Source organism: Mycobacterium sp. NGS62, assembly GCF_059812285.1.
The window spans coordinates 49,984-74,049 of sequence record NZ_JCALCK010000001.1; the positions used below are offsets into that span (position 1 = coordinate 49,984).

At 66.4% G+C, this 24,066-nt stretch carries 20 protein-coding genes; 18 read left to right on the forward strand and 2 right to left on the reverse strand.

The features are described from left to right. Nucleotides 1–80: 80 nt before the first annotated feature. Both AC5Y49_RS00270 and malQ read right to left on the reverse strand, forming a co-directional pair. The gene (locus AC5Y49_RS00270; protein WP_499883850.1) at nt 81–554 is read right to left on the reverse strand and encodes a nuclear transport factor 2 family protein; all 474 of its coding nucleotides are present in this window, start codon (nt 552–554) and stop codon (nt 81–83) included. After that, complete coding sequence (malQ, locus tag AC5Y49_RS00275; RefSeq protein WP_499883851.1) at nt 551–2,704, reverse strand: 4-alpha-glucanotransferase; 2,154 nt, start codon at nt 2,702–2,704, stop codon at nt 551–553. Before malQ ends, AC5Y49_RS00270 begins: the two co-directional genes overlap by 4 nt. 274 nt (nt 2,705–2,978) lie before the next feature. On the opposite strand from malQ, the gene eccB reads away from it, so the two are divergent. The 18 genes from eccB to AC5Y49_RS00365 all read left to right on the forward strand — a co-directional run bounded on the left by eccB (nt 2,979) and on the right by AC5Y49_RS00365 (nt 23,974). Beyond that, nucleotides 2,979–4,502, forward strand: a complete 1,524-nt coding sequence (gene eccB / locus AC5Y49_RS00280) for a type VII secretion protein EccB (protein ID WP_499883852.1) — start codon at nt 2,979–2,981, stop codon at nt 4,500–4,502. Then, nucleotides 4,499–8,680 (forward strand): type VII secretion protein EccCa, encoded by a 4,182-nt coding sequence (gene eccCa / locus AC5Y49_RS00285; protein WP_499883853.1) that lies wholly within the window; start codon nt 4,499–4,501, stop codon nt 8,678–8,680. Before eccB ends, eccCa begins: the two co-directional genes overlap by 4 nt. Before the next feature lie 249 nt (nt 8,681–8,929). Next, nucleotides 8,930–10,069: a PPE family protein gene (locus AC5Y49_RS00290; protein ID WP_499884594.1), complete on the forward strand. Its 1,140-nt coding sequence runs from the start codon at nt 8,930–8,932 to the stop codon at nt 10,067–10,069. A 199-nt stretch (nt 10,070–10,268) separates the two neighbouring features. Continuing rightward, nucleotides 10,269–10,568, forward strand: coding sequence for a PE family protein (locus AC5Y49_RS00295; protein WP_499883854.1), 300 nt, complete (start codon nt 10,269–10,271; stop codon nt 10,566–10,568). 11 nt (nt 10,569–10,579) lie between these two features. Next, nucleotides 10,580–11,785 carry a PPE family protein gene (locus AC5Y49_RS00300; protein WP_499883855.1) on the forward strand — a complete coding sequence of 402 codons (1,206 nt, stop codon included), beginning with the start codon at nt 10,580–10,582 and terminating at the stop codon, nt 11,783–11,785. Between the two features lie 343 nt (nt 11,786–12,128). Then, nucleotides 12,129–13,208 (forward strand): PPE family protein, encoded by a 1,080-nt coding sequence (locus tag AC5Y49_RS00305; protein ID WP_499883856.1) that lies wholly within the window; start codon nt 12,129–12,131, stop codon nt 13,206–13,208. Between the two features lie 346 nt (nt 13,209–13,554). Beyond that, the gene (locus tag AC5Y49_RS00310; protein ID WP_499883857.1) at nt 13,555–13,854 is read left to right on the forward strand and encodes a PE family protein; all 300 of its coding nucleotides are present in this window, start codon (nt 13,555–13,557) and stop codon (nt 13,852–13,854) included. An 11-nt stretch (nt 13,855–13,865) separates the two neighbouring features. After that, the gene (locus tag AC5Y49_RS00315; protein WP_499883858.1) at nt 13,866–15,071 is read left to right on the forward strand and encodes a PPE family protein; all 1,206 of its coding nucleotides are present in this window, start codon (nt 13,866–13,868) and stop codon (nt 15,069–15,071) included. Nucleotides 15,072–15,105: 34 nt separating this feature from the next. Further along, on the forward strand, nt 15,106–16,221 hold the full coding sequence (locus AC5Y49_RS00320) for a hypothetical protein (protein ID WP_499883859.1): 1,116 nt from the start codon (nt 15,106–15,108) through the stop codon (nt 16,219–16,221). Nucleotides 16,222–16,408: 187 nt separating this feature from the next. After that, on the forward strand, nt 16,409–17,236 hold the full coding sequence (locus tag AC5Y49_RS00325; protein WP_499883860.1) for an ABC transporter permease: 828 nt from the start codon (nt 16,409–16,411) through the stop codon (nt 17,234–17,236). A 10-nt stretch (nt 17,237–17,246) separates the two neighbouring features. Next, nucleotides 17,247–18,005, forward strand: a complete 759-nt coding sequence (locus AC5Y49_RS00330; RefSeq protein WP_499883861.1) for an ABC transporter ATP-binding protein — start codon at nt 17,247–17,249, stop codon at nt 18,003–18,005. Nucleotides 18,006–18,019: 14 nt separating this feature from the next. After that, nucleotides 18,020–19,036: an ABC transporter substrate-binding protein gene (locus tag AC5Y49_RS00335; protein ID WP_499883862.1), complete on the forward strand. Its 1,017-nt coding sequence runs from the start codon at nt 18,020–18,022 to the stop codon at nt 19,034–19,036. Nucleotides 19,037–19,050: 14 nt separating this feature from the next. Beyond that, nucleotides 19,051–20,142: an LLM class flavin-dependent oxidoreductase gene (locus tag AC5Y49_RS00340; protein WP_499883863.1), complete on the forward strand. Its 1,092-nt coding sequence runs from the start codon at nt 19,051–19,053 to the stop codon at nt 20,140–20,142. Between the two features lie 606 nt (nt 20,143–20,748). Further along, nucleotides 20,749–21,048, forward strand: coding sequence for a PE family protein (locus AC5Y49_RS00345; protein WP_499883864.1), 300 nt, complete (start codon nt 20,749–20,751; stop codon nt 21,046–21,048). Between the two features lie 18 nt (nt 21,049–21,066). Next, nucleotides 21,067–22,218 (forward strand): PPE family protein, encoded by a 1,152-nt coding sequence (locus tag AC5Y49_RS00350; RefSeq protein ID WP_499883865.1) that lies wholly within the window; start codon nt 21,067–21,069, stop codon nt 22,216–22,218. A gap of 113 nt (nt 22,219–22,331) precedes the next feature. Next, nucleotides 22,332–22,628 carry a WXG100 family type VII secretion target gene (locus AC5Y49_RS00355; RefSeq protein ID WP_065013050.1) on the forward strand — a complete coding sequence of 99 codons (297 nt, stop codon included), beginning with the start codon at nt 22,332–22,334 and terminating at the stop codon, nt 22,626–22,628. A gap of 58 nt (nt 22,629–22,686) precedes the next feature. After that, nucleotides 22,687–22,971, forward strand: a complete 285-nt coding sequence (locus tag AC5Y49_RS00360; protein ID WP_065013049.1) for a WXG100 family type VII secretion target — start codon at nt 22,687–22,689, stop codon at nt 22,969–22,971. A gap of 88 nt (nt 22,972–23,059) precedes the next feature. Then, nucleotides 23,060–23,974, forward strand: a complete 915-nt coding sequence (locus AC5Y49_RS00365; protein WP_499884595.1) for an ESX secretion-associated protein EspG — start codon at nt 23,060–23,062, stop codon at nt 23,972–23,974. The last annotated feature ends 92 nt before the right edge of the window (nt 23,975–24,066 follow it).

The window sequence follows — 24,066 nt, forward strand, 5'->3', positions numbered from 1 at the left end:
TCCCGTTCGCGCTAACCCCATCGTGGCGCGGGGGATTGGGGGGAAGTCTACGGAAAAGGCGGGCCGGTTGGCCGGTTCGATCAGATCGCCGGATCGCTGGGCCGCACGCTGCGCACCGAGCGGTGTTCGATCGCGTTGACCGTCAGTTGCCGCCGGCGGATCCGCCACCCGGCGTCAGTGCGTTGATATTCGTCGTCATAACGCAGATGCCAAACCACGTCGGTGATCTTCTCGTCGCGCTGCATCCAGTGGTGTGCGATGCAGGCAATACGACCGCGAGCACTACCGACTCCGGGGCCCTCCTGGTAGACCTCGCCGACGATGGCGTGCTCGGTGCGTGCGGCGGCGGCGACGGTTGCCAGGGCCGCCCCGATGGCAGCCTGACCCCGGTGCCGACGGACCGGCGTCATCTCTGCGGGCGGGTCGGCCACCGCGAGCTCGGCGTTATCTGTGAAAAGCGCTGTCACGGAATCGAATTGGCGATCATCAACACCGGCCGCGTATCGGTGCACCAAGTCCGCAAGGGCTGCCCGGTCAGCTGGTGAAAGCGTCATGACAGCGGCTGGCTGGTGTGCTCGGCCCCAGTGTGGTCATGCAACGCTTCGGCCAACCTGTTTGCGCGGCCATCGGTGAACACGTCTTCCAGCAGGATCGGATGACCGTCCGGGCCGGACAGTGGAACACGCCAGTTGGGGTATTCATCGGTGGTGCCGGGCTGATTTTGGGTGCGCCAGTCGCCGACGGCATCGGTCAGCGCGAGACCCAACAGCCGCGACGGCGTTCGGCCCAGATATTGGTAGAGCGCCAGCACCGTCGCGTCGAGGTCGGCATGCTTGCCCAGTAGCCCAGCCCGGCGCAGTTCGCCCATCCAGGCTGCGCGTTCGGTCTTGGCGGCGGCCAGTTCTTCGGCAACCGGACGTGTCAACAGTCCCAACGAATCCCGCAGCCGCACATGCTCGTCGGCCAGATATCCGGCGGTCGGCGGCAAGTCGTGCGTGGTGACCGACGACAGGCAGTATTCCCGCCACCGCTCCGCCGGCAGCGGGCCGCCATCACCGTCGCGGTCGAGTTCGAACCACAGAATCGAGGTGCCCAGCACGCCACGGGCCCGCAGGTAGTCACGCACCCACGGCTGCACGGTGCCCAGATCCTCACCCACCACCACCGCACCGGCGCGGTGCGCCTCCAACGCCACGATGCCGATCATCGCCTCGTGGTCATAGCGCACGTAGGTGCCGTCGGTGGGCGGAGCACCATCGGGAATCCACCACAGCCGAAACAGGCCGATGATGTGGTCGATGCGTACGCCGCCGGCATGCCGCAGCACGTTGCGGATCAGCGCCCGGAACGGCCGGTACTCCTGCTCCTCGAGCCGATCCGGACGCCACGGCGGCTGCGACCAGTCCTGGCCGAGCTGGTTGAACTCGTCGGGCGGTGCGCCTGCGGTCACACCAAGCGCCAGCACGTCCTGCAGCGCCCAGGCGTCGGCGCCCGTGGGGTGCACGCCCACGGCCAGGTCCGCCATGATGCCCAGCGACATCCCGGCCCCCAGCGCCTGCGATTGGGCCGCAGCCAATTGCTCGTCGAGTTGCCACTGCAGCCAGCGGTGGAAATCCACCGCCGCCGAATTCCGGGCGACGAAATCGGCCACGCCGTCCGCGGCGGGATGCTGCAGCGATTCCGGCCAGCGATGCCAGTCGGCGCCGTACTCCTCGGCCAGCGCGCACCAGGTGGCGAAGTCGTCGAGAGCCGACCCTTCCCGGGCGCGAAACGCCGCATACGCCAGTTCCCGGCCGGCCGAACGCCGGACCCGGTAAACCACGTGCAGCGCCGCCCGCTTGGCCGCCCACGCGGCGTCACGGTCGATGGAATCGGCGCGGGCGCAGCGGTCTTGGACATGGTCGTGCAATCGCCGCACCCGGCCCCGCTTGCGCAGGTAGGCGAATTCCGGGATGGCCTCGACCCGAAGGTAGACGGGGTTGACGAAGCGCCGCGACGTCGGCAGGTAGGGCGACGGCTCCATCGGTGCGGTCGGAGCAGCCGCATGCAGGGGATTGACCAGCAGGTAATCGGCGCCGTGGATCGAAGCCGACCACACCGCGAGGTCGGCGAGATCGGTCAGGTCGCCAATGCCCCACGACCGTCGGGAGCGCACGCTGTACAACTGGGCGGCCAGCCCCCAGGCGCGGCGGGCGCCGAGCCGCTCGGGTAAGCCCAGCCAATCCGGGGTGACGATCAGCGCCGTACTGGCCTCGTCGGCCCTGGACCGCAGGTGCACTCGGTGATAGCCCAGCGGCAGGTCGGACGGCAGCTCGAAGCTGGCCTCACCGACCAAGCCGCCCTCGAGATCAAACGGCGGAGTGAAATTGTCGACCTGCCGAAGACCGTCCCGGATGGTGCCGTCCTCCAATTGCAGCCACACCTGGGCCGGTTGGCCATGGGGCACATGGACCCAGAACGACGTCTGGGCACCGGCGCGTTCGACGATGGTCGCCGGCAGCGGACGGGACCAATACGCGCGGTCCTGGGCGTCCAGCGCCGCCGCGCGCTCCGCGTCGGTGCCGGCGGTGAGACCGCAGGCGGCCAGGACCGCCACCACCGTGGACTCCGGAACCGGTACCCGCCGGCCGGTCCAATCCTCGTACTCGGTCGCAATCCCCAGCCGCCGGGCGAGCTCAGCCAACGACGGCGCGGTCTGTGTCATGCGGCCAATCTTGCTTGGTGGTCCGGCGCGCCTGCGACCTGGCGTCTTGTTGACGAGCCGACTTTGCTCTGCGTCGCTACGATGCCAGTGAAGACTTCACGATTCCAGCAGGACAGATAGCAAGTGATGACACTGTGGTGCGCACCACTATCCGGGCAGGTCACGACACCGCTTCTCGCGTGGCGAGGCCGGTCGGGGTGCCCTACGGTTATCGGTGTGAATAGCGGCGACCGGCAGTATTTGGGCGTTCCGTCGACTCGGGGCGTGGTCCACCGTGCCTTCTGACCAGGGCGGCGGCCAGCGAGGCTCCGGATACGGCCTTGGGCTGTCGACACGAACCCAGGTAACCGGCTACCAGTTCCTGGCGCGCCGAACGGCGATGGCGCTGACCCGCTGGCGGGTCCGGATGGAGATCGAACCCGGCCGGCGCCAGACGCTGGCCGTGGTGGCATCGGTGTCGGCGGCGGCGGTGATTTGCTTAGGCGCGCTGCTGTGGTCGTTCATCAACCCGTCCGGCCAGATGAACGAATCGCCGATCATCGCCGACCGCGATTCCGGGGCGCTGTATGTCCGTGTCGGCGACACGCTGTATCCGGCGCTGAATCTGGCGTCGGCGCGGCTGATCACCGGCCGGGCCGACAACCCGCACAAGGTCCGCGGGAGTCAGATCGCCGAGCAACCGCACGGCCCGCTGGTCGGGATTCCCGGCGCGCCGTCGGAGTTCTCGCCGACATCGCCGGCGTCGTCCTCCTGGCTGGTCTGTGATTCGGTCACGTCGACGGCGGGCGTGGGAGCACCGTCGTCCGTGAGCGTGACGGTGATCGACGGTGCCCCCGACCTGTCAGGTCGCCGGCGAGTGCTGAGCGGGCCCGACGCGGTGGTGCTGCGCTACGAAAACGACACCTGGGTGATCCGGCAGGGCCGGCGGTCACGTATCGACGCTGCGAACCGGTCGGTGTTGCTGCCGCTGGGCCTTACGCCCGAAGAAGTCACCCAAGCCCGGCCGATGAGCCGCGCACTGTATGACGCATTGCCAGTCGGTCCTGAACTGTCCGTCCCGACGGTGCCCGAGGCCGGTAGCCCGGCACGGTTCCCCGGTGCGCCGGGGCCGGTAGGGACGGTGTTCGTCACACCGCAAATCAGTGGCCCGCAACAGTATTCGGTGGTGCTGCCCGACGGTGTGCAGACCGTAACGGCGGTGGTCGCCCAGATCCTGCAAAACGCCGGCAGCACGCCGGGAGCTCAGCTGGTGACGGTGGCGCCCGCAGCGCTGGCGAAAATGCCGGTGGTCAAAGGGCTGGATCTGTCGGCGTATCCCGAGGGCCCCCTGCAGGTCGTGGACATCCGGGAGAATCCGGCCACCTGCTGGTGGTGGGAAAAGACCGTCGGCGAGGAGCGCGCCCGCGTCCAGGTGGTGTCCGGGCCAACGATTCCGGTGGCCGCGTCCGACACCAACCGGGTGGTGTCGCTGGTGAAGGCCGACAACTCGGGCCTCGAAGCGGACAAAGTCTATTTCGGTCCCGACTACGCGAACTTCATCGTCGTCACCGGCAACCACCCCGGATCTGCCACCGCCGAATCACTGTGGTGGCTGACCAAATCCGGTGTGCGGTTCGGTGTCGACAACACCCGCGACGCGCGCACTGCGCTGGGGCTGACGTCGTCGCCCAGTCCGGCACCCTGGGTGGCGCTACGGCTGTTGGCGTCCGGTCCGACGCTGTCGCGGGCCGATGCGCTGGTGCGTCATGACACCCTCCCGACCGATATGAACCCTGCAGAGTTGGTGGTACCGAAGTGAAACGTGGCTTTGCGCGGCCAACGCCGCAGCGCGCGCCGGTAGTCAAGCCGGAGAACATCGTCTTGCCGACGCCGCTGAGCGTGCCGCCGCCGGAAGGCAAGCCCTGGTGGCTGATCGTGGTCGGAGTTCTGGTGCTCGGCCTGTTGGTCGGCATGGTCGGTATGACCGTCGCCAATGGCTCGCGAATGTTCCTGGGGGCCGGTTCGATTTTCCCGATCTTCATGATCGGCGGGGTCGCGATGATGATGTTCGGCGGTCGCTTCGGCGGCGGCCAGCAACAGATGAGCCGCCCGAAGTTGGACGCGATGCGCGCCCAGTTCATGTTGATGCTGGACATGCTGCGCGAAACCGCGCAGGAATCCGCCGACAGCATGGACGCCAACTACCGGTGGTTCCACCCGGACCCGGCGACGTTGTCGGCCGCGGTGGGGTCGAGCCGGATGTGGGAGCGCAAGCCTGACGGCAAGGACTTCAACTTCGGCGTGGCCAGGGTCGGGGTGGGCATGACGCGGCCCGAGGTGACCTGGGGCGAGCCGCAGAACATGCCGACCGATATCGAGTTGGAGCCGGTCACCGGTAAGGCACTCCAGGAATTCGGGCGCTATCAAAGCGTCGTCTACAACCTGCCCAAGATGGTGTCGCTGCTGGTCGAGCCGTGGTACGCGCTGGCCGGAGACCGTGAACAGGTGCTGGGCCTGATGCGGGCAATTATCTGCCAGCTGGCGTTCTCACACGGTCCAGACCATGTCCAGATGGTCGTTGTGACTTCCGATGCGGCGCAGTGGGACTGGGTCAAATGGCTGCCCCACTTCGGGGATCCGCGCCGCCGCGATGCCGCAGGCAATGCACGGATGGTCTATTCCTCGGTGCGTGACTTCGCCGCTGACCAAGCCGACTTGTTCGCCGGGCGTGGGTCGTTCACGCCTCGACATGCCAGTTCCTCGGCGGAAACGCCCACACCGCATCGCGTGATCATCGTCGACGTCGACGATCCGCAATGGGAATACGTGATCAGCACCGAAGGCGTTGACGGGGTGACGTTCTTCGATTTGACGGGGTCAGCGCTGTGGACCACTGCTCCCGAGCGGATGCTGCAATTCGACAGCGCCGGGGTGATCGAGGCGCTGCCGCGCGATCGCGACACCTGGATGGTGATCGACGACAACAAGTGGTTCTTCGCGCTGGCCGATCAACTGACCGAGCCCGAGGCCGAACAGTTCGCGCAGCGCATGGCGCAGTGGCGGCTCGCCGAGGCCTACGAGGAAATCGGGCAGCGAGTGGCACATATTGGTGCGCGAGACATCCTGTCCTACTACGGGGTTGAGAATCCGGCCGCGATCGATTTCCAAGCGCTGTGGAACGGGCGCGGCGACTCGCAGCGCCGGTCGCGGCTGCGCGTGCCGTTCGGTAACCGCTCCGACAACGGCGAGTTGCTGTTTTTGGATATGAAGTCGCTCGACGAGGGTGGCGACGGCCCGCACGGCGTGATGTCGGGGACGACTGGTTCAGGTAAGTCGACGCTGGTGCGCACCGTGCTGGAGTCGCTGATGCTTGGGCATCCACCCGATGAGCTGCAGTTCGTGCTGGCCGACCTCAAAGGTGGATCGGCGGTCAAACCGTTCGCCGGCGTACCGCACGTGTCGCGGATCATCACCGACCTCGAAGAAGACCAAGCGCTGATGGAGCGCTTCCTGGATGCGTTGTGGGGCGAAATCGCACGCCGGAAAGCGTTCTGCGACAACGCCGGTGTGGACGACGCCAAGGAATACAACGAGATGCGCTCCCGGATGCGGGCCCGCGGCCAGGACATGCCGCCGCTGCCCATGCTGGTGGTGGTCATCGACGAGTTCTACGAATGGTTCCGCATCATGCCCACGGCGGTCGATGTCCTCGACTCGATCGGGCGGCAGGGCCGCGCCTACTGGATCCATCTGATGATGGCGTCCCAGACCATCGAGAGCCGAGCCGAAAAGCTTATGGAGAACATGGGTTACCGCTTGGTGCTCAAAGCCCGTACCGCCGGCGCAGCGCAGGCCGCCGGCGTACCCAACGCGGTGAACCTGCCGGCTCAGGCGGGGCTGGGGTATTTCCGTAAGAGCCTCGAGGAGATCGTCCGCTTCCAGGCCGAGTTCTTGTGGCGTGACTACCGCCGCGGCGTCTCACTCGACGAGGACGGGCAGGCGCCGCTGGTGCACTCAGTCGATTTCATTCGCCCGCAACTGTTTTCCACGTCCTTTACGCCGATCGAGGTCAGCGTGGGCGGCGGCCCGGACATGGACGCGCTGCCCGAGATCGCCAACGGCGAGGTGATTATCGACAGCGACGAGGTCGAGGTTGTCGAGGACGAGGAGGAAGAAGAGGAAGCGATCCGGACACCGAAAGTCGGCACGGTGATCATCGATCAGCTGCGCCGGATTCCCTTCGAGCCCTACCGCTTGTGGCAACCGCCGCTGGACCAGCCGGTGCCCATCGACGAACTGGTGAACCGCTTCTTGGGCCGGCCGTGGCAGCAGGACTATGGCACCGCCAGAAACCTCGTCTTCCCGATCGGCATCATCGACCGCCCATACAAGCACGACCAGCCGCCGTGGACGGTGGACACGTCCGGGGCCGGCTCCAACGTGCTGATCCTGGGCGCGGGCGGGTCCGGTAAGACCACCGCGCTGCAGACGTTGATCTGCTCAGCAGCCCTGACGCACACGCCCGAACAGGTGCAGTTCTACTGCCTGGCCTACAGCAGCACCGCGTTGACGACGGTGGCCCGTGTCCCGCACGTGGGCGAGGTCGTCGGCCCCACCGATCCCTACGGCGTGCGCCGCACAGTCGCCGAGTTGCTGGCATTGGTGCGCGAACGCAAACGCAGTTTCCTCGAGTACGAAATCGCGTCGATGGAGATGTTCAGGCGGCGCAAGTTCGGTGGTGAGCCCGGCGGCGTGCCCGACGACGGCTACGGCGATGTTTACCTTGTGGTGGACAACTACCGGGCGCTGGCCGAGGAGAACGAGGTCCTCATCGAGCAGGTGAACCTGATCATCAACCAGGGGCCCTCGTTCGGGGTGCACGTGGTGGTCACCGCCGACCGGGAATCAGAGCTGCGGCCACCGGTGCGCAGCGGCTTCGGGTCCCGGGTGGAGCTGCGGCTGGCCGCGGTGGAGGACGCCAAACTGGTGCGGTCCCGATTCGCCAAGGACGTTCCGGTCAAGCCCGGTCGCGGCATGCTCGCAGTCAACTACGTGCGCCTCGACAGCGACCCGCAGTCGGGTCTGCACACCCTGGTGGCCAGACCCGCGTTGGAGACCACACCGGACGCCGTATTCGAGTCCGACAGCGTGGCCGCGGCCGTCAGCCAGGTCGCCGCCGGCCGGGCCCGCCCGGTGCGCAGGCTCCCGGCGAAGTTCGGGCTGGAGCAGGTGCAGGCGTTGGCCGCAGCTGACCGCCGCGGCGGAGTCGGCGCAGGCGGGATCGCCTGGGCGATCTCGGAATTGGATTTGCAGCCGGTCTACCTCAACTTTGCCGAGAACGCTCATCTGATGGTGACCGGTCGGCGTGAGTGTGGGCGCACCACGACATTGGCGACCATCATGTGCGAGATCGGCCGGATCTACGCGCCCGGCGCCAGCACCGCCCCGCCGACAACAGAGCCCTCCGCTCAGGTGTGGCTGGTGGACCCGCGCCGCCAGCTGCTGACCACGCTGGGTCCCGACTACGTGGAGCATTTCGCTTACAACCTCGACGGCGTCGCGACGATGATGGATCAGCTGGCGGCCACCCTGGCGGGCCGCGAGCCGCCACCGGGCCTATCGGCCGAGGAGCTGCTGTCGCGGTCGTGGTGGAGCGGGCCGGAGATCTTCTTGATCATCGACGACGTGCAACAGCTGCCGCCGGGGTTCGATTCGCCGCTGCACAAAGCCGCACCCTGGGTCACCCGAGCGGCCGACGTCGGCCTACACGTCATCGTCACCCGCACCTTCGGCGGCTGGTCCTCGGCGGGCAGCGACCCGATGCTGCGAGCGCTGCACCAGGCCAATGCGCCGTTGCTGGTGATGGACGCCGACCCCGACGAGGGCTTCATCCGGGGCAAGATGAAGGGCGGTCCGCTGCCGCGTGGTCGCGGCCTGCTGATGGCCGAAGACACCGGTGTCTTCGTTCAGGTCGCAGCCACCGACCTGAACCGATAGCCACCTCCCGGCCCTGCGCGGCGCCGCGCTCGCCAGCGGGCGGATAGCGGGGGCGTAACCCAACTGCGCATTAACAGCTGCCGGCCGGGAGTGAACATTAGCTGTCGGGTGATGAATATTTCGCGTCCCAGGCGGCGAACCTCGGCATAGCCGCCTAATCTCGCTTTCGAGCGCCTGTTCAGTTCTAAACGAACGCTCAAAGTTGTTGACGCCGAGCACTATCGACGAGGAAGCGGAACCGGTTTAGTGATTGAATTCGGGGCCTTACCACCCGAAATCAACTCGGGCCGAATGTACGCCGGGCCCGGAGCGGGTCCGCTGTTGGCCGCTGCGGTGGCCTGGGATGAACTGGCCGCCGGGCTGAGCTCGGCGGCCAGCGGCTACGGGTCAGTGGTCTCCGAACTGGCGAGCCAGGTGTGGCGCGGCCCGACGTCGATCTCGATGTCGGCGGCGGCTGCTCCCTACGTGGCGTGGCTCAGTGCTACGGCCGTCCAAGCTGAACAAGCGGCGGCGCAGGCGAAAGCGGCTGTGGTCGCCTATGAAACAGCGTTTGCGATGACGGTGCCGCCGCCGGTGATCGCGGCCAACCGCGCTGAATTGCTGGTCCTGATCGCCACCAACTTTCTCGGTCAAAACACCCCGGCGATCGCCGCCAACGAGGCCCATTACGCCGAAATGTGGGCTCAGGATGCGACAGCGATGTACGGCTACGCCGGTTCGTCGGCGGCCGCAGCGAAGGTGAACCCGTTCACCCAGCCGCCATCGACGACCAAGCCGGCCGGGCTCGCCGGCCAAGCCGCCGCAGTCACCAAAGCCACCAGCACGTCTGCCGGCGGTCAGCCGACAGCGCAGGCGACGTCCTCGGTACCGCAGACGCTGCAGGGCCTGACCGGGACGACCTCGTCATCCTCGTCGCCGGCGCCGATACTGGCGGGCCAGGGGAGCAAGTATCAGGACGCGTTTCTCCGCACGATCAGCACCCCCTATTTCTTTGGCGGGTTGGGAGAAAAGCTCAGTGGGCTGACGAAGGGGATGATGCCCGCCGCTCAAGCCGCCAGTGCCGCCGCGACGACGTTGGGATCTCCCGGGGTGTCGAGCTTCGGGGGCTTCGCCGGCCTCGGCGGGGGCTCGCCCGTGTCGGCCAGCGTCGGTCAGGCCGGCTCGATCGGAAAGTTGTCGGTGCCACCGGCTTGGGCCGGAGCGGCTCCAGGAACAAGCCCGGCCGCTGCGGCAACACCGATCAGCAGCCTCACCGCGAGGCCCGACGCCACCCCCGCCGGTCTACTGCGGGGGTTGCCGATGACCGGCACCGGCCGGCGGACCGAAGGTTTCATTCATCGATACGGATTCCGCTATCCCGTCGTGCCGCGCCCGCCGGCGGCCGGGTAGCACGGCGGTGGGCCAGATGGCTGTCATGCGTCGCGAATTCGACCGTTGGGTGAACTCGTGATGCCCGCGGATGAACAGTGGCTGTCGAGGAATGAACACTTCGCGTCGACGCGGACAGCGCCGGTGACAACCACATAATCTCGAGTAGCGAGCGATGAAGCCCGTTGACGCAGAAGGCTATTTGAGGAGGACGCCACTCATGTCGTTCGTGACGACGCAGCCCGAGATGCTGTCGGCGGCGGCCGGCAACTTGCAGGGCATCGGCTCGGCGTTGGCCGCCCAGAATGCGGCCGCGGCAATGCCCACCACCGGAGTGATTCCCGCCGCCGCCGACGAGGTGTCAGCGCTGACGGCGGCGCAGTTCGCAGCGCACGCCCAGATGTACCAGGCCGTCAGCAACCAGGCTCAGGCGATCCACGAGATGTTCGTCAACACCCTGGGCGTCAGCGCCGGGTCCTACGCGGCGACCGAGGCCGCCAATGCGGTCGCGGCCGGCTGAGGGGTACAGACATGGATTTTGGGGCCTTACCGCCAGAGATCAACTCGGCGCGGATGTATGCCGGTGCCGGGTCGACGCCGATGGTGGCGGCCGCCTCGGCATGGAATGCGCTTGCCGCTGAGCTGAACTCGGCCGCCACCGGATACGAGAGCGTGATCACCAGGCTGTCCACCGAAGAGTGGACGGGCCTCGCGTCGACGTCGATGGCAACAGCAGCCACTCCCTACGTGCAGTGGATGAGCGCGACCGCCGTCCAAGCCGAGCAGGCGGCCACCCAGGCCAGCTCGGCGGCGGCTGCGTATGAAACCGCGTACGCGATGACGGTGCCCCCACCGGTCATCGCCGCCAACCGCGCTCAACTGGCGTCGCTGGTCTCGACCAACCTCTTGGGCCAGAACACGCCCGCGATAGCGACCACCGAGGCTCAGTACGGGGAGATGTGGGCCCAGGACGCCGCCGCGATGTACGGCTATGCAGGCCACTCGGCGGTCGCCGCGGAGGTGACACCGTTCATGGCGCCGCCGCCCACCGCGAACCCGGCCGGCCAAGCGACGCAAGCCGCCGCGGTCGCCCATGCCACCGGCACCGCTGCCGGAACTCAGATGTCCCAGATGATCTCCACGACGCCCAAGGCGCTGCAGGGACTCGCGTCGCCGCTGCAGGCCGCGGCGTCGTCGGGCTCGTCCACCTCCGGGGCCGGTGGCATCCTGGGCGGGTTGCTCGGCGGATCCGGATCGTCAAACATTTTGGACTTGTGGGCGAAATACATTGGCCCCATCTACAACACGCTGGGTTTGCCGTACTTCGGCACCGGTATCGCCAACTCGATGCTGTCGGTGGGCAAGGCGCTTGCGCCGGCCGCATCAGCGGCCAAGGCCGCCACTGATGGGGCCAAGGCAGCGGCCGGGCTCCCGGGCCTGGGCGGCCTGCTGGGCGGCATCGGCGGAGGAGCCCCGGTATCTGCCGGATTGGGCAACGCAGCCTCGGTCGGTGGCCTGTCCGTGCCCTCGTCGTGGGCGGGTGCGGCGCCAGCACTCAACGGCGCTGCCGCCGCGCCGCTGCCACTGAGCAGCGTCAGTGCCGCACCGGACATGGCCGGTGCCGGTAACCTGTTGGGCGGCATGCCATTAGCGGGTGCCGGGGGTGGTGCAGCTGGGGCCGGCCCGCGGTACGGCTTCCGCCCCACGGTCATGGTGCGGCCCCCGTTCGCCGGATAGGGCGGTCCAGCCCCCGAGGCCCGGAGTTATCCGCGGCGAGATTCTTACTCGCGGATCGGAGTTGAAAGTGGCTGCTGGCGGTGCCAGCGCCGATGCTGTGACGGCAGCATCCTGAGCGTTCGTGCAGGTCGTCCTCTTCGACTGACCTTTCCCGAAGGTGTGGTCAGTAACCGCCGCCCCGCATGAGCAGCAGCTACCGGGATCGGTAATTGGGTCCGCGCGGAAGCGCATCCGCGGATGGTCATCTAACGTCGCCGAACAAGCGACGGTCACCGGCCGCTGCTCAATGTCGTTGACGCGATGGGCTATCGAGTAGCGCGTTAGCCGGCGAAGGCAGGTAGCGATGGATTTTGGCGCGTTGCCACCGGAGATCAATTCCGGGCGAATGTATGCGGGGCCGGGCTCGGCGCCGTTGCTGGCTGCTGCCGCGGCGTGGGATGGACTAGCCATTGACTTCCATTCAGCCGCGGTCTCTTACGCCTCCGCGGTCGCGCAGCTGACCGGCGGGCCATGGTCGGGTCCCGCCTCGGCAGCGATGTCGGCGGCGGTTGCGCCCTATGTGGTGTGGCTCTATGGCACGGCCGAGCAAGCCGAATTGGCGGCTACCCAGGCCGGAGCCGCAGCCAGTGCCTATGAGGCGGCACGCGCGATGACGGTGCCACCGCCGGTGATCGCCGCCAACCGCGGCCAGCTGCTGTTGCTGGTGGCGACGAACATTTTGGGGCAAAACTCGGCAGCGATCGCGGCCGTTGAGGCCCAGTACGGTGAGATGTGGGCGCAGGACGCGGCGGCCATGTATGGCTATGCGGACGCGTCATCGACGGCTTCCACCGTGACGCCATTCGACGCACCGCCGCAAACGACCGACGCGGAGGCCGGCTCGAAGCTGACCTCCACGATGCCGCAAGCACTGCAACAACTCTCGTCGTCCTCATCCTCGGCGCCGTCCAAAACATGGGATGACTTTAAGACCTATATGCAGCAAATCCAGAAGGCTGCCGCTACCAGCGAGCAGATTGTGCAGCGCTTGTTTTCGACCCCGTCGAACACTGCAGGCATTATGAAATCCCTAACGCCAGCCGCTTCGAGCGCCGGAGTAGCGGCGCCGGGTGCCGCGGCGCGGGCGGCACCAGGGTTCGCCGGTTTCAAGGGACTGAGCGGCGGCGGGCCGGCGTCGGCGGCTGTGGGCAAAGCCGGCAGCATCGGCAGGCTGTCGGTGCCGCCGAGTTGGGCGACCGGAGCGCCACCGGCCAGCCCCGGCGCCGCACATTTGGAGACCGGCGCCGTAAGCACCGCGTCCGACGAGCCGCGAGGCCTGCTCCGAGGGGTACCGCTGACCGGTGCTGGCCGGCGCAGCTCAGGCTTCATGAACCGATACGGGTTTCGTCACACCGTGATGCCACGCCCGCCCGCAGCCGGGTAAACAGCCGCACCCGTGCCAAAGCTATTCAGCGCCAGCAGAACCTGACCGAATCCGCCGGGCACACCGCCCCGCAGGGATTATCCGCGGCAGGATTTTTATCCGCCACGGCAACCGTGGCCTGGTTGCTATCGACGGGCGATCACCAGGGAGGTGGGAGCACCGCCGCAGGTAGGAGCTATCGAGCGAGCCGCCAGCGCTCTCACGTTGAACTCGTTGCAGCCAGTAAATGAACACCAGTCGTCCTAGAAACAACATCTCGGCGTTGGCGCCGAGTGACAGTTCGCGCTTTAGCCTCTGAGTGACTGCTGAACGGTGTTGAAGCGGAAAGCTATTGAGGAGGCAACCTATGTCGTTCGTGATTACACAGCCGGAGGCACTGTCGTCGGCGGCTGGCGAGTTCGCGGCGATCGGTTCGGCGATAACTTCCGGGAGTGCTGCTGCGGCAACTCCGACCACGGGAGTTGTTCCGGCGGCCGCTGACGAAGTGTCGGCGTTGACAGCCGCACAATTCGCGGCCCATGGCCAGATGTTTCAAGCGGTCAGCGCGCAAGCTGCGGCAATACATGAGCAATTCGTAGCAACGCTGGGGCTCAGCGCGGGATCGTATGCGGCGACCGAAGCCGCGAACGCGGCTGCAGCGGGCTAAGGGCGGTAACAATGGATTTCGGGGCGTTGCCGCCGGAAATCAACTCCGCCCGGATGTACGCGGGTGCGGGTGCGGCCCCACTGACCGCAGCGGCGTCGGCGTGGAGCCGGCTCGCAGCCGAGTTCAATTCGGCGGCAACGGCCTACGACAGAGTTGCGGCGAGGCTCGCGGGTGACGACTGGATAGGCCCAGCATCGGTGTCGATGGCCAATGCGGCGTCCTCCTATGTGACGTGGCTGAACTCCGTCGCCGCCAACGCCGAACAAGCGGCCGGCCATGCCAGAGCAGCGGCGGCCGCCTACGAGACTGCCTTCGCCACCACCGTGCCGCCCTCTCTGGTCGCGGAGAACCGCAGTCAATTGACCTCGCTGGTGGCGTCGAATGTTCTGGGGCAGAACACGCCCGTGATCGCCGCCACCGAGGCGCAATACGGCGAGATGTGGGCTCAGGACGCCGCTGCGATGTACGGCTATTCCGGCCACTCGGCGGCCGCCGCAAAGGTGACACCGTTCACCTCGCCGCAGCAGACCACAAATCCAGCCGGCCAGGCCGGGCAGGCTGCGGCGGTTGCCCATGCCACCAGCAGTGCCGGCGAATCCCAGTCATCACGACTGATCTCCTCGGTGCCCAACGTGTTGCAGAGCCTGGCATCACCTGCATCGTCATCTTCATCGGCCTCATCTACGTCGGGGCTCGATGGCTTCCTGAGCGGTTTGTATGGCTTGTTCGGCATCAAGTACACGGAAGGGGCTCCGATCGCGAACTTGCTGGCGCCGTGGACGACATACGTCGGCCCGATCCAAAGCAGTTTCGCGATACCGCACTTCGCAACTGGTTTCATCAACAGCTCCGTCGCGTTGTCGAAAGCCCTGGCGCCGGCTGCCGCCAAAGCCGCCGGCGATGGAGCCAAAGCCGCCGCGGGACTACCGGGACTGAGTGGCCTGCTGGGCGGGGGTGCGCCGATATCGGCGGGCCTGGGCAACGCCGCCTCCGTCGGCAGGTTGTCGGTGCCGCCGATCTGGACCGGCGCCAGCCCGACGTTGACCCCCGCGTCGCCGCTCCCGATCAGCAGTGTGAGCGCCGAACCTGAGGTCGCGGGAGCTGGTAACCTGTTGGGCGGCATGCCATTAGCGGGCGCGGGACCCGGTGCAGCCGGTAGCGGGCCTCGGTATGGCTTTCGTCCCACCGTGATGGCGCGACCACCGTTTGCCGGATAGTGCGGTGCAGGCCGCCTGTCCTTTCGACCCCGTGATGCACACCGAACCAACGTTGAAGCCTTTCCGGTTGTGGGCCTTTGGCGATGCGCATGTCGGAACGGATCTGAGGTTTGGCAGGCACAGCCTCGCCGAGGCTATTTCGCATTCCGAGGTCGGCGGCGCTGAGGGCGGCCCACCATTCGAATGGGATATCGCCATCGACGTAGGCGACATGTCCGGCGCCCACCACGATCTGCCCGACGACGCCGAAGGCCACGAAGTCACAAGGCAATTTTCAGCGCTTCGTGCTCACCGGCGCGAAGACGTGTACAGCGTCTGCGGAAACCACGACCGGAGCGGTCTCGCCGAGCCAGAGGCTTGGTGGTGGCGACGGTGGGTGGATCCGCTTGGCGAAAACACCGCGACGTCCGGCGTCAACCCCGATGCCCGCCGGTATCCCGTTGAGGGAACATGGCAGCGGTATTCATTCCAGGTGGGCAACCTGCTGTTTCTGATGATGAGCGATAGAAACGAACCGACACAGGCTGTCGGCAGGGGAACACTCGGTGGTAACCCGGGCGGAGTGGTCAGCGGCGAAACCTTCGATTGGTGGAAGGCGATGGTGCTCGGCAACCCTGACGCGGTCATCATCTCGGTGCATCACTACGTCCTGAAGAACACCACAGTGGCATCGGGGGAGTGGGAAGGACTGCGTCGCGGCAGCGACGGTCAGTGGTCGGAGTACTACCATCGCTACTTCCAGCGAGGAACGCCACAAGGCGCGTCGTATCTCTATTGGGTTGATAGCAAGCCGGATTCGGGTGTATTCGAAACCTTCCTCGAGCAGCATCCGGGCCGCGTGCAGATGTGGCTCGCTGGCCACACCCACACCAACCCGGACGACTCCTTCGGCAACAGGACCCATATCGAGCAACGTTGGGGCACCACGTTCATCAACGCGGCATCGCTGAGTCGCCATCACATGCCCCTGACGACGCTACCGATGAGCCGTCTGCTGACGTTCACTCCAGGTAGCCCCGACGTACGCGTCCAGTGCTATCTGCACACCAGCCAGCATGCATCGCAAGGCTGGTATCCGAAGGCGGAAAGGACCATCCGGCTCTCGACAGCGTTCCGATGGCATGCAGAGCTGAATGCGGGCTGTCGATAAGAGCCCAGCCGTTCTTTGGATGCCCAATCCATCAGCGGCTAAGGAGGATCCGCTGCCATGCACGGCACACATTGCCTCAGGCGGAGCGAAACCCTTACCCGAGCGGGCCAGCGCCACTTACCGTGTGAAGTCACAAGGACGCGCTGCGCCGAATTCTCCTGACCCCAACCGTGAGGACGCCGACACTGTGAGCATCGCCAGTTCGCTGCCCACCGCGTCCACGTACCCAGGCAGTTCCCGGGTGGGCAACGCGACCGGCGCATGGTCGCAACGCAAGTGGGAAATTCTGCGCATCACCTCGCCCGTGGTTTTGCTCGCGATGTGGCAACTGGGCAGCGCTCTCGGGTTGATACCCCAAGACGTGTTGCCGGCCCCGTCGCTCATCCTCGAGGCCGGAGTGGAGCTGACTCGCACCGGCCAGCTCGCCGCTGCGCTGCAGGTATCCGGGTCGCGGGTAATCGAAGGACTGCTGCTGGGTGGAGTGATCGGCGTCGTGCTGGGCACCGCAATCGGCTTGTCCCGCTGGGTCGAATCGATCCTCGACCCGCCGATGCAGATGATCCGTGCTTTGCCACACCTAGGTCTGATCCCGCTGTTTATCTTGTGGTTCGGAATCGGCGAACTGCCCAAGGTGCTCCTCGTTGCCTTGGGAGTGATTTTCCCGCTGTACCTCAACAGCTATTCGGCAATCCGCCAGGTCGACCCGAAACTCCTCGAAACAGCTCAGGTACTTGGCTTTTCATTCTGGCAGCGGTTTGTCCGGATTATGGTGCCGAGCGCGGCGCCGCAGGTGCTGGTCGGTCTGCGCCAATCACTGGCGATCGCCTGGCTGTCGTTGATCGTCGCCGAGCAGATCAACGCCGACAAGGGCATCGGGTTCTTGATCAACAACGCCCGTGACTTCTTGCGTATCGACATCATCATCTTTGGCCTGATTATTTACGCGCTGCTGGGCATTGTCACCGACGCCATGGTCCGGATCCTGGAACGACGCGCGCTGCGCTACAGACAGTGAAAGGTCAAGTGTGACAGTCATCGTGGAATCCGGCCCGCAGGCGTCGGTAGACAGCGAAGCCGCCGGAGCGCTGTATCACGTCGACAAGTGGTATGGCAGCAATCATGTGCTCGTCGACGTCTCGATGCAGGTGGGACGCGGCGAGATCGTCGCGCTGGTCGGCCGTAGCGGCTCAGGCAAATCGACGGTGCTGCGTGTGCTGGCCGGGCTGTCGAGCGACCACACCGGCGATCGGTGGACGGCCGGGTCGCCGGCGCTGGCCTTCCAGGAGCCCCGCCTGTTTCCGTGGCGCGATGTGCGCAGCAATGTCGGCTACGGACTGACCCGCAGCCGGCTGCCCGCGACGCAGATCCGGCAACGTGCAGAGCGGGCGCTGGCCGACGTCGGGCTGGGCGATCGCGCCTCCGCGTGGCCGCTGACGTTGTCGGGCGGTCAGGCGCAACGCGTTTCGCTGGCCCGGGCGCTGGTCGGCGAGCCTGCGCTGTTGCTCCTCGACGAGCCGTTCGGCGCACTCGACGCATTGACTCGGTTGACGATGCACACTCTGCTGCTCGACCTGTGGCGTCAGCACGGCTTTGGTGTTGTGCTGGTGACCCACGACGTCGACGAGGCCGTCGCACTGGCCGACCGCGTGCTGGTCCTCGAGCAGGGCCGCATCATCCACACGTTGGCAATCAACGGCCCGCGCCGCTCGGTCAGCCGGCCAGCCGCCCACACCGAGCACTACCGCGCCGAGCTCCTCGAGCGTCTCGGCGTGCGGATCTCGTGATCATGATGCCGAGAATGTGGCGCGCGTTGGTCGCGCTCACCGCAGTGCTGAGCCTGCTGGTTACCGGATGTGTATCGCGGCAAGACCATTCAAGGTCAAGGCAGGCGCCCGCCAGCGTGCCGCTGTCCGAGCTGGCTGACCTGACATTGCAAGTCGGCGATCAGAAGGGCCGTACGGAATCGCTGCTGCGCGCCGCCGGGCAGCTCGACAACGTGCCGTACAAAGTGGCGTTTCCGATATTTACATCCGGGCCGCCGCAGGTCGAGGCAGCCACCGCAGGGAAGATCGACTTCGCGATCTGCGGCAATATGCCGCCGATTTTCGGTGCCGCGAGCAAGGCCAAGATCAAAATAGTCTCCGCGTACCGCGGCGGCGGAGCCGGCAACCGCATTCTGGTACATGCCGATTCACCGATCACCGCGGTGGCCGGCTTGCGCGGTAAGACCATCCTCGTCGCCAAGGGCAGCTCAGCCCACGGCAACGTGCTCGCCCAACTCGACAAGGCCCGCTTGCAGGCAACCGACGTGAAACTCGTGTTCCTGCAACCCGCCGACGCGTTGACCGCGTTCACGCAGAAGCAGGGCGATGCGTGGGCGATTTGGGATCCCTACACGGCTCAGGCTGAGCAGCAGATTCCGGTGCGCAGTATCGCCGAGGCCCAAGGCGTCACCAACGGTGACTGGTTCGGGATCGCCTCCGATGCGGCGCTGGCCGATCCGAAGCGCAACACCGCGCTGACGGACCTGTTGATCCGCTTCGAGAAAGCCGCCCAGTGGGCGAGGGCCCACCCGCAGCAATGGGCCGCCAGCTATGCCACCGACGTCGGGCTGGACTTGCATGTTGCGGCGATAGCGCAAGGCCGCAGCCTGCAGCTGCCGACCGAACTCGGCGATGACGTGATCGCCTCCCAACAGCGACTGGCTGACCTTTTCGCGGCGTCGGGTCAGCTCCAGTCGTCGCCGAAATTCGCCGACTGGGTAGATCGCCGATTCAACGAGGCGCTGCGGCCAAACCTGGCCATCACAAACTGAGGAGTTAAAGACAGATGCCGGCAAAATTCTTTTGGTTCCTGCCCACCAACGGCGACGGCCGCTCCATTGTGGGGGCATCGCACGCCTCGTCACACCACACTGTTCCGGAGGGCTATCGCGAGCCCAGCCGTCGGTATCTGGCCCAGGTGGCGCGGGCGGCCGATCGGCTCGGTTATGAAGGGGTGCTGACCCCGACCGGCACCTGGTGCGAGGACGCCTGGTTGGCGGCTTCGGCGCTGCTATCCGAAACCGAGCGGCTGAAGTTTCTTGTCGCGTTCCGTCCGGGGTTGGTGCCGCCCACCTTGGCCGCGCAGCAGACCGCGACGCTGCAACGGCTGTCCGAGGGACGCGTGCTGCTCAACGTCGTCAGCGGCGGCGACGACCGCGAGCAGCGCCGCTTCGGCGACTGGCTCGGCCACGACGAGCGCTATGCCCGGACCGCCGAATTCCTTCATATTGTGAACGCGATGTGGCGGCAGGAGTCCGTTGACTTCACTGGCAGCTATTACAAGGTTCAAGACGCGCGGGTGTCGGCGCCGCCGGATCCACTGCCGCAGATCTACTTCGGTGGCTCTTCGGCGGCTGCGCTGCCGGTCGCCGCGGAGTTCGTCGACGTGTACCTGACCTGGGGTGAACCACCGCAGTCCGCTGCCGAGAAGGTCGCGAAGGTGCGGGCATTGGCCGAAGCCCGCGGCCGCAGCGTCCGATTCGGGATCCGGCTGCACACCATCAGCCGCGACACCTCGGCGGCGGCGTGGGCGGTGGCTGACGAACTAGTCAAGGAACTCACACCCGAACAGATCGCCAACGCGACAGCGCTGCATTCCCGCTCCGAATCGGAAGGCCAGCGCCGGATGACCGCGCTGCACGGCGGCCGCATCGACCAGTTGGAGATCTACCCGAATCTGTGGGCCGGGGTCGGACTGGTACGCGGTGGCGCTGGGACTGCGCTGGTCGGCAGCCACGAAGAGGTCGCCAACCTGATTTGGGAGTACCATTCGCTGGGCTTCGACGAGTTCATCCTGTCGGGCTATCCCCACTTGGAAGAGGCGTACTGGTTCGCCGAGGGCGTGCTGCCCATCCTGCGCCAGAAGGGCGCCGCTTAGTTTCGTGTGCTGACGCACCGGCCGTTCTCGAGCGCACGAGTCGACGGTTAGTCCGTTGAAGTGCGGCTTTCTGCGGATTTGGTCCGTGTTCGACGACAGCGATCACGATGCCGATGACGTCCTGCGGCGGGCAGCGCGCGCGGCAGTCCGGTAATCAGTTGCGCGGTAGGGGTGAGGCTTCGTCCAACGCGGGTTGGCTGCGTCGGTAGTGCGGCCCGCCCGGCGGCCCCTCGCTTCCGAGCCGCATTGGTTGCTGGGCTCATGTACAACGAAGTTCGCGATGGCGCCTTTTTCGCGGCCAGATTTTTATGGCGGACAGCCGTGCTGCGGCTTCCCAGGGGCCCGTCGTGCCGACGCGCCGCGATTGCCACCGGAGCTGCTGGCTAACTCGGGCCAAAGCGTTCGCGCAGGTCGGCCCGCCGTTTGGTTGGTGAACCAGCTATTTCCAAGCGCAGGCTGTTACTGGACCGTTACTGAAGATGAACATTTGGTGCTGTCAGGTAAACACTTGCCAACACCGGCCGTCGGGGGCGGCGTCGGGGGTTAACGCCATCTACGCTCAGGCACGGAAGCGATTGCTGACGCTTGCTGAGAAGGAGATAGGAAATGTCGTTCGTGACGACACAGCCGGAGGCGCTCACAGCGGCGGCCGGCAACCTGACGGGCATCGGTTCGGCTATGAGCGCGCAAAATGCGGCCGCAGCGGCCCCAACAACGGGTGTGATTCCCGCAGCAGCCGATGAGGTCTCGGCCCTGACGGCTGCGCAGTTCGCCGCACACGCCCAGATGTACCAGGCGGTGAGCGCTCAGGCGCAGGCGATCCACGAGATGTTCGTCAACACGCTGGGCACTAGCGCCGGGTCGTATGCGGCCACCGAGGCGGCCAACGCGGTCGCGGCGGGTTAGGCGTCCCGAGGTTTCGAGATGTTCTTCGATTTCGGGGTGCTGCCGCCGGAGATCAACTCCGGTCGGATGTACGCCGGTCCGGGTCCTGCACCGCTGCTGACCGCCGCGTCGGCATGGGACGGGGTCGCGGCCGAGCTGCATTCCAGCGCAGCGTCCTACGGCTCGGTGATCTCCGGGTTGACAGCCGGGCCCTGGACCGGTCCGGCCGCGACGTCGATGTCGGCGGCGGCCGCACCGTACGTCACATGGCTGACGGCCACCGCTACCCAGGCTGAGCAGACCGCCAACCAGGCCAGGGCGGCAGCCGTCGCGTATGAGACCGCCTTCGCGGCGACCGTGCCACCGCCGGTGATTGCGGCCAACCGTGCTCAGTTGATGTCACTGATCGCGACGAACATCCTCGGGCAGAACACCCCGGCGATCGCGGCAACCGAAGCGCACTACGCCGAAATGTGGGCGCAGGACGCCACCGCCATGCACGTCTACGCGGGCGCGTCGGCGGCGACCTGGAAGTTCAGCCCGTTCGTTGCGCCGGCGCAGAACACCAACCCGGGAGCGGGCGCTGCTCAAGCCGCGGCGGTCGGCAATGCCTCCGCGGTCTCGGCCGGCACCAATGCGCAGACGGTGGCGTCGATGGCTACGACGCCCGCCAACGCCCTGGGACACCTTGCGTCGTCATCGGGCTCGTCGATGTCCCTCAAAGACATGCTCGGGTACGCCACGATGGTTCCGCAGAACAGTAGTTACCTGCTCTCGCTGGGCAATTCGATGAATGGGCTCTCCAAGGCTTTCAGCGGGTCGACCAGTGCCGCCAGCGGTGCGGCTGCGGCCATGGCGCCGGCGCTCAGCTCGGGCACCGGCGGTCTGAGCGGCCTCAGCGGCCTTGGTAACGCCGGATCGGCGGTGTCGGCCGGGTTGGGCCGCGCCGGCACGATCGGGCCATTGTCGGTACCCCAGACCTGGGCCGCCGCAGCCCCCAACATCGGCGCGGGCACTTCCGCGTTGCCGGGCGCGGGCCTCGGCGCCTCCTCGGTCGGATCAGGTAATCCGAGCATGCTCGGTGGGATGCCGATGCTTGCCAACGCGGCGCGCGGCGCGACCCCCGCGGGTACTACTCCGCGGTTCGATATGCGTCCTGTCGTCGTGCCACACTCGCCGGCGGCCGGCTAGCGGGAAAGGGGGGCTGATCCGTGTGTTTCAGGCCGGCGGTTGCGCCACCGCGCAGCCGGCCCCGGCTACCACAACGTCCATCGCAGATCACTACTTACTAAGGAGACCTTCAGGTGACCACGCGCTTTATGACTGACCCGCACGCGATGCGGGACATGGCGGGCCGTTTCGACGTGCACGCCCAGACCGTTGAGGACGAGGCCCGCAAGATGTGGGCGTCCTCGCAGAACATCGCCGGAGCGGGCTGGACTGGAACGGCCCAGGCCACGTCCTACGACACCATGGGCCAGATGAACACCGCGTTCCGCAACATCGTCAACATGCTCCACGGCGTGCGCGACGGGCTGATCCGCGACGCCAACAACTACGAGCAGCAAGAGCAGGCGTCGCAGCAGATTCTGAGCAGTTGACCCGCTGCGGCGACAGCCGTGGCTGCGTAAGCTTTCACACGTTAGGAGAACACTTGTCATGACGATCAATTACCAGTTCGGCGATGTGGATGCCCACGGCGCGCTGATCCGCGCCCAGGCCGCCTCCCTGGAAGCCGAGCACCAGGCCATCATCCGCGATGTGCTTGCTGCCGGCGACTTTTGGGGCGGCGCGGGCTCGGTGGCCTGCCAGGAGTTCATCACCCAGTTGGGCCGCAACTTCCAGGTGATCTACGAACAGGCCAACGCCCACGGCCAAAAGGTGCAAACCGCCGGCAACAACATGGCCAGCACCGACAGCGCCGTCGGCTCCAGCTGGGCCTAAGTACTCAACCCCAGGCGCGGCAGCACACCCGAGTCGGTGTGTGCTGCCGCGTCCTGCGGTCTCCGACCACAGCGACCCGAAAGTAACGATGGACCAACAGGGCACCCGCACCGACATCACCGTCAACGTCGAGGGTTTCTGGATGCTTCAGGCGCTGCTGGACATCCGGCACGTCGCGCCCGAGCTGCGCTGCCGGCCCTACGTCTCCACCGATTCCAACGATTGGCTCAACGAGCACCCCGGGATGGCGGTGATGCGCCAAGAGGGCATCGTCACCGGCGAGACGGTTGACGAGCAGGTCGCCGCCCGGTTGCGGGTGCTGGCCGCACCCGACTTGGAAATCGTCGTGCTGCTGTCCCGGGGCAAACTGCTCTACGGCGTCAACGAGCCGACCGAGGAAGGCGAAGAGCAGCCGGTCGGATCCCGGGACATCCCGGACAACGAATTCCGGGTGGTGCTGGCCCGCCGCGGCCAGCATTGGGTCTCGGCGGTACGTGTCGCCAATGACATCACCGTCGACGATGTGGCGATCGCCGATACCGCCTCGATCGCCGCACTGGTCTTTGACGGCCTGGAGTCGATTCACCATGCCGACCCCGCGGCGATCAACGCGGTCAACGTACCGCTCGAGGAAATGCTGGAAGCGACGAAGGCATGGCAGGGCGCAGGGTTCAACGTCTTCTCGGGCGGAGACCTGCGTCGACTGGGCATCAGCGCGGCCACTGTGGCCGCCCTTGGACAGGCGCTGTCGGACCCGGCGGCCGAGGCCGCGGTCTACGCGCGGCAATACCGCGACGACGCCCGGGCGCCGAGCGCGTCGGTGCTGTCGCTGAAGGACGGATCGGGCGGGCGCATCGCGATGTACCAGCAAGCCCGCACAGCCGGGTCGGGCGAGGCGTGGCTGGCGATCTGTCCGGCCACCCCGCAGTTGGTGCAAGTCGGCGTCAAGACCGTTTTAGAAACGCTGCCGTATGGCGAGTGGAAAACGCATCGCAGAGTTTAACAATCCCGCAGAAAACCTACCTACACCAAGCGTTTTCGGGTAAGCAATCACTCGAGATGCAGATTCGGGGAAATGCTCTAGAATTGGCTCAA